This window comes from Streptomyces thermospinosisporus (assembly GCF_039526425.1).
Classification (GTDB): domain Bacteria; phylum Actinomycetota; class Actinomycetes; order Streptomycetales; family Streptomycetaceae; genus Streptomyces; species Streptomyces thermocarboxydovorans.
Genome location: NZ_BAAAIZ010000070.1, coordinates 4,280 through 10,106, shown reverse-complemented (window position 1 = coordinate 10,106; position 5,827 = coordinate 4,280). Strand labels below are relative to the sequence as shown.

Annotated in this window: 7 protein-coding genes and 1 pseudogene; 1 reads left to right on the top strand and 7 read right to left on the bottom strand. The window is 73.1% G+C overall.

Translation table 11 applies throughout. The features are described from left to right. Positions 1–95 precede the first annotated feature (95 nt). Genes ABD207_RS22890 through ABD207_RS22880 form a run of 3 tightly spaced genes read right to left on the bottom strand, consistent with a single transcriptional unit; the run spans position 96 to position 2,237 of the window. Positions 96–1,001, bottom strand: a complete 906-nt coding sequence (locus ABD207_RS22890; RefSeq protein WP_344014985.1) for an NAD kinase — start codon at positions 999–1,001, stop codon at positions 96–98. Further along, entirely contained in the window at positions 998–1,813 is an 816-nt protein-coding gene (locus tag ABD207_RS22885; RefSeq protein ID WP_344014984.1) for a TlyA family RNA methyltransferase, read from the bottom strand. The genes ABD207_RS22890 and ABD207_RS22885 overlap by 4 nt, the downstream gene beginning before the upstream one ends. A 7-nt stretch (positions 1,814–1,820) precedes the next feature. Continuing rightward, entirely contained in the window at positions 1,821–2,237 is a 417-nt protein-coding gene (locus ABD207_RS22880; protein ID WP_344014981.1) for a hypothetical protein, read from the bottom strand. A 42-nt stretch (positions 2,238–2,279) separates the two neighbouring features. On the opposite strand from ABD207_RS22880, the gene ABD207_RS22875 reads away from it, so the two are divergent. Next, positions 2,280–2,627 carry an SCP2 sterol-binding domain-containing protein gene (locus ABD207_RS22875; RefSeq protein WP_344014980.1) on the top strand — a complete coding sequence of 116 codons (348 nt, stop codon included), beginning with the start codon at positions 2,280–2,282 and terminating at the stop codon, positions 2,625–2,627. Positions 2,628–2,651: 24 nt separating this feature from the next. Here ABD207_RS22875 and ABD207_RS22870 read toward each other — a convergent pair whose 3' ends face one another. The 4 genes and pseudogenes from ABD207_RS22870 to ABD207_RS22855 all read right to left on the bottom strand — a co-directional run. Continuing rightward, positions 2,652–3,518, bottom strand: a complete 867-nt coding sequence (locus tag ABD207_RS22870; protein ID WP_344014979.1) for an ABC transporter ATP-binding protein — start codon at positions 3,516–3,518, stop codon at positions 2,652–2,654. Beyond that, entirely contained in the window at positions 3,515–4,552 is a 1,038-nt protein-coding gene (locus tag ABD207_RS22865) for a FecCD family ABC transporter permease (protein ID WP_344014978.1), read from the bottom strand. The genes ABD207_RS22870 and ABD207_RS22865 overlap by 4 nt, the downstream gene beginning before the upstream one ends. Then, positions 4,549–5,592: a FecCD family ABC transporter permease gene (locus ABD207_RS22860; protein WP_344014977.1), complete on the bottom strand. Its 1,044-nt coding sequence runs from the start codon at positions 5,590–5,592 to the stop codon at positions 4,549–4,551. The genes ABD207_RS22865 and ABD207_RS22860 overlap by 4 nt, the downstream gene beginning before the upstream one ends. 80 nt (positions 5,593–5,672) lie before the next feature. Then, positions 5,673–5,827, bottom strand: a pseudogene (locus ABD207_RS22855) (HAD family hydrolase); the annotation flags it as partial.

Genomic DNA, 5,827 nt, shown 5'->3' with positions numbered 1-5,827 from the left:
GGCGGCCGGGCGGGCCAGGGCGGCCGGGCGGCCGGGCGGGCCAGGGCGGCCGGGCGGCCGGGCGGGCCAGGACACCAGCCTGGTGCGACACCGTCCTAGTGCGGGGCCCCGCGCCATCCGGAGACCGGCAGCGCGAACTTCGCCACCAGACGGTCGGTGAACGAGGCGTGGTGCAGCCGCGCCAGCCGCACCGGCACCGCCCCCCGGCGCACCTCCACCCGCGCCCCGGCCGGAAGCTCCACCGTGCGCCGCCCGTCGCACCACAGCACCCCGGGCGGGACGTGCGGCAGAACCTCCACGGCCAGCACCGAGTCGGGCGAGGTCACCAGCGGCTTGGCGAACAGCGCGTGCGCCGAGATGGGCACCATCAGGAGGGCCTCCACCTCGGGCCACACCACCGGGCCCCCCGCGGAGAACGCGTAGGCGGTGGAGCCGGTGGGCGTGGCGCAGACGATGCCGTCGCAGCCGAACCCGGTGACCGGCCGCCCGTCGACCTCCATCACGACCTCCAGCATCCGCTCCGCGGACACCTTCTGCACGGCCGCCTCGTTCAGCGCCCAGTCGGTGTGCACGATGTCGCCGTTGCGGTGCACCACCACGTCGATGGTCATCCGCTCCTCGACCTCGTAGGCCCGGTTCACCACCCGGTCCACGACCTTGTCGAGGTCGTCGCGCTCGGCCTCCGCGAGGAACCCCACCCGGCCGAGGTTGACGCCGAGCATCGGCACCCCGGAGGCCCGCGCGAACTCCGCGCCGCGCAGCAGCGTGCCGTCACCGCCGAGGACGATCAGCAGCTCGCAGTCGTCGAGGCACTGCGGGGTGGCCTCCTTGACCGTCTCCACCTCGTCCGGCAGCGGCAGGTCCTGCGCCTCGGCCTCCAGCACCCGCACCCCGAGGCCGGAGCGCAGCAGCCCCTTGACCACGAGCTCGGCGCTGCGGATGGCCGCGGGCCGCCCGGTGTGGGCCAGCAGGAATACAGTTCGAGCTCGGTTCTGTGTCAACGCGGCCCCTCCGCCACAGCACGGTCAACATCGGCCGGGTCCAGTTCCGGAGCCCCGGCCCGCAGCCACAGGAAATATTCGACATTGCCGGAAGGTCCGGGCAGCGGGCTGGCGGTGACTCCCTGCACGCCGAGCCCCAGCTCCCATGCCTTCTCGGCCACACCCTTCACGGCCTCGGCCCGCAGCTGCGGGCTGCGCACCACGCCTCCGCTGCCGAGGCGCTCCTTGCCCACCTCGAACTGCGGCTTGACCATCATCACCAGGTCGGCGTCCGGGTTCACGCACCGCTTCAGGGCGGGCAGCACCAGCCCGAGCGGGATGAAGGACAGATCCCCCACGACAAGGTCCACAGGCTCCCCATCGATCGCATCGAGCGTCAACTCCCGTACGTTCGTACGGTCCTTGACGGTGACGCGTTCATCGCTCCGCAGAGACCACGCAAGTTGTCCGTATCCGACGTCCACGGCGACCACGTGCGCGGCGCCCGCCCGCAGCAGCACGTCCGTGAAGCCGCCGGTGGACGCCCCGGCGTCCAGGGCGCGCCGCCCCTTGACGACCAGCCCCTGCGGCACGAACACCTCGAGGGCGCCGGCGAGCTTGTGGCCACCGCGGGAGACGTAGTCCGGGTCGTTCTCGTCCTGGGCGACGACGATCGCGGCGGCGGTCTCGACCTGCGTGGCGGGCTTGGTCGCGACGGTCTTGCCGACGGTGACCCGCCCGGCGGCGATCAGCTGGCTGGCGTGCTCGCGCGAGCGCGCGAGCTTCCGGCGGACCAGCTCCGCGTCGAGCCGGCGGCGTGCGACTCCTGCCACGTTCGGTTCAGCTCCCCTGTCGGTGGTTCGTCGGATCGGCCGGGCGGCCCGCCGGCCCCGGGTGCGGGGCGCCGGCCGGGTGCGCGGCGGGCGGCACCGGTCCCGGGCGGGTGTCGAGGGCGGTGAGCGCGTCGCGCAGCCCCCGGTGCACATCCTCGTACACCTCGAGGTGACCGTCCGTGGTGAGGTGGTCGGCGTCGGCCAGCCGCTGCAGGTGGGCGTCCACCTCGGCGTTGCCGGTGGGGGTGCGGGGCACGCCGAGGGGCGCGGGGCCGGCGGGCTCGTGCCGGGGCTCCGCCGCGGGCTCGTGCCGGGGCTCCGCCGCGGGCTCCTCGTGCTCCCTGTGCTCCCCGTGCGCTGCCGGGCCGTCGGGCGCCACGGGGCTCGCGGGCGCCGCCGGGCTGTCGGGACGTGCGTCGTTCATGCCCCGACGCTACCCCGAACGCCTGGGGTACCGTCGTGCGCGATGGCCACGATCGAGGAGTGCCGTGCCGCACTGGACAAGCTTTCGGACAGCATGCAGCGCGCCGAGGGCGATGTGCGCGCCGCCGCGGCGATGGACCGCTCGGTCAGCTGCCACATCACCGACCTGGACGTGACGTTCGCCGGCCGGCTCACCGGCGGCCGCATCGAGGTGCACGGCACATACTCCGGCCCGCCCCGTGAGAAGGCGCAGATCCGGCTGGCGATGACGGGCGACGACCTGGTGGCGCTGGTCGACGGCGAGCTGCACTTCGCCCGCGCCTGGGCCTCGGGCCGGGTGCGGCTGGAAGCGGGGCTGCGGGACCTGCTGCGCCTGAGGAAGCTGCTCTGACCCGGCGGCTTACGCCCCGCCAGGTCAGGAGGCCGCCGCGGCGGCCCGCGCCTTGCGGGCGGCCGGCACGATCAGCGGGGTGCCGGTCTCCGGGTCGTCGATGACCTGGCAGCGCAGCCCGAAGACCTCCTGCACCAGCTCGGCGGTGACGATGTCCTTCGGGGCGCCCTCCGCGACGACCCTGCCCTCGCGCAGCGCGATCAGATGAGTGGCGTAGCGGGCGGCGTGGTTGAGGTCGTGCAGCACCGCGACCAGGGTGCGGCCCTGCTCCTCGTGAAGTTCCGCGCACAGGTCGAGGACGTCGATCTGGTGCTGGATGTCGAGGTAGGTGGTCGGCTCGTCGAGCAGCAGCAGCGGCGTCTGCTGGGCGAGGGCCATGGCGATCCACACCCGCTGCCGCTGGCCGCCGGAGAGTTCGTCGACATAACGGTCGGCCAGCTCCACGACCCCGGTCTGCGCCATGGACTCCTGCACCACCCGCTCGTCCTCGGTCGACCACTGGCGCAGGATGCCCTGGTGCGGGTAGCGGCCGCGGGCCACCAGGTCGGCGACGGTGATCCCGTCGGGCGCGATGGACGACTGGGGCAGCAGGCCGAGGGTGCGGGCGACCTTCTTGGCCGGCATCGACTGGATGAGCTGACCGTCGAGCAGGACCCGCCCGTGGCTGGGCTTGAGCATCCTCGACAGCGCGCGCAGCAGCGTCGACTTGCCGCAGGCGTTGGGACCGACGATGACGGTGAAGGAGTTGTCCGGTATCTCCACCGACAGCTGCTCGGCGATGACCCGCTGGTCGTAGGCGAGGGTGACGTTCTCGGCGGACAGGCGGTTCACGGTGCTCCTTGTGTTCTTCGGTCCGTTCAGTCCGCTGGGGGCGGGCGTGCGGGCGCTCATATCCGGCCCGCCCTGCGCTCGGCGACCAGCAGCCACAGCAGATAGGCACCGCCGAGCACCCCGGTGACCACTCCTACGGGCAGCTGGCCGGCGCCGAAGACGCGCTGGGAGACGAAGTCGGCGGTGACCAGCAGGGTGGCGCCCATGCACAGCGAGGCCAGCAGATTGGGGCCGGGCGAGCGGGTCAGGCGCCGGGCCAGCTGCGGCGCGGTCAGCGCGACGAAGCTGACCGGTCCGGCGGCGGCCGTCGCGGACGCGGTGAGCAGCACGGCCGAGACCATCAGCAGCATCCGCACCCGCTCGACCCGCACCCCGAGCGCGTAGGAGACGTCGTCGCCCATCTCCATCATCTTCAGGCCACGGGAGTTGGCGAGCACCAGCGGCACCAGGACGGCGCACAGCGCGAGCAGCGGCCACACCTGGTTCCAGTCCCGGCCGTCGAGGGACCCGGTCATCCACACCACCGCCTGGGCGGCGTCGATGATGTCGGACTTGGTGAGCAGATAGCCGTTGACCGCGGTGACGATCGCGGACACGCCGATGCCGACCAGCACCAGCCGGTATCCGTGCACGCCCCGCTTCCAGGCCAGCAGGTAGATGGCGGCTCCGGTCACCAGTCCGCCGACGAGGGCGCCGAGGGTGATCTGCTCGCTGCTCGCCGAGAACAGCACGATCATGGTGAGCGCACCGGCGGTCGCGCCCTGGCTGAGGCCGAGGACGTCCGGGCTGCCCAGCGGATTGCGGGAGATGGCCTGGAACAGCGCGCCGCCGAGCCCCAGCGAGGCACCGACCAGCAGCCCCACCAGCACCCGGGGCAGCCGCAGCTCGTTGACGATGAACTCCTGCCCGGCGTCGCCCTGCCCGGCCAGGGTCCGCAGCACGTCGCCGGCCCCGATCGGGAAGTCGCCGGTGCCGATCAGCAGCACGCTCGCGGTGAGCGCGGCGAGCACCAGCAGGACCACGGCCGTGAGGGCGCGCACGTCCAGCCGGACCGAGAGCCCGCCGGGGGTGCGTATCGCGCGGTTGCTCTTCACAGCTGGGCCGTCCTCCGCCGTCGTACGAGAAGAATGAAGACCGGGCCGCCGATGATCGCGGTGACGATGCCGACCTGGAGCTCCGCGGGCCGGGCCACGATCCGGCCGATGACATCGGCCCCGAGCAGCAGCACCGGCGACAGGACCGCCGCGTACGGCAGGATCCAGCGCTGGTCGGGCCCGGTGAAGGAGCGCACCACGTGCGGCACCATCAGACCGACGAAGATGATCGGCCCGCAGGCGGCGGTGGCGGCCCCGCACAGCACAGTGGCCGTCAGCATCGACAGCGCCCGGGTCCGGTTGAGGTTGGCGCCGAGGGCCTTGGCGGTGTCGTCGCCCATGGCCATGGCGTTCAGCGGGCGGGCCAGCAGCAGGGCAAGCGCGGAGCCGGCCAGCAGGAACGGAAGCACCTGCACGATGGTCGAGGTGTCGCCCGCGGCGAGCGAACCGACCGTCCAGAAGCGCATCTTCCCGAGCGCGGCGTCGTCCAGAATCATGATCGCCTGGAGGTAGCCGTAGAGCGCCGCGCTGACGGCGGTTCCGGCGAGCGCCAGCCGCACCGGGGTCACGGCCCGGCTTCCGCCGAGGAACCACACCAGCGCGCCGACCGCCGCCGCCCCGCAGAACGCGAACCACACATAGCCCGACAGGGATGTGACGCCGAAGAAGGTGATCGCGGTGACGACGGCCGCGGAGGCGCCCGCGTTGATGCCGAGCAGCCCGGGGTCGGCCAGCGGATTGCGGGTCAGCGCCTGGAGCACCGCCCCCGCGAGCCCCAGCGCGGCGCCGACGAGCAGCCCCAGCAGGGTTCGTGACAACCGGTCGGCCACGACGGTGTCGCCGTAGGTGCCCGAGTCCTCGAACAGCCCGTGCCAGACCTGTCCCAGGGACAGGTCCTTCGCCCCGATCGCGATGCTCGCCCCGGCGACGCACGCCAGCAGCACGACGGAGAGCAGCAGCCCGAAGGCACGTACCGCTCGCCGTCTGGGAAGCACGGAGGCTGTCTCCGCGCGCTGTTCAACGGGACTCTCGACCAACACGCAGTTAGGTTAGCCTACCCTGCCGATCTTTCCCGAGACACCGGTCACGCCGGACCCCGGGCGGCTCGCCCCGGGGTGGCTCACAGTCCCAGCCGGGCCAGCGCCTTGTCCGCGTCCAGCGTGCACACGCCGTCACCGGCCGCCGTCCACGCCGCCGCGCACAGCGCCCGCAGCCCGTCCATGGCGGCACCCTCCCCCGCCAGCTCCAGCGACCCGGCGGCCGCCGTCGCCGTCC

What these genes read in the sequence shown, in the direction of transcription:
- ABD207_RS22880 (WP_344014981.1), bottom strand. Translation starts at nt 2,237, where the DNA reads ATGAACGACGCACGTCCCGACAGCCCGGCGGCGCCCGCGAGCCCCGTG.
- ABD207_RS22875 (WP_344014980.1), top strand. Translation starts at nt 2,280, where the DNA reads ATGGCCACGATCGAGGAGTGCCGTGCCGCACTGGACAAGCTTTCGGAC.
- ABD207_RS22870 (WP_344014979.1), bottom strand. Translation starts at nt 3,518, where the DNA reads ATGAGCGCCCGCACGCCCGCCCCCAGCGGACTGAACGGACCGAAGAAC.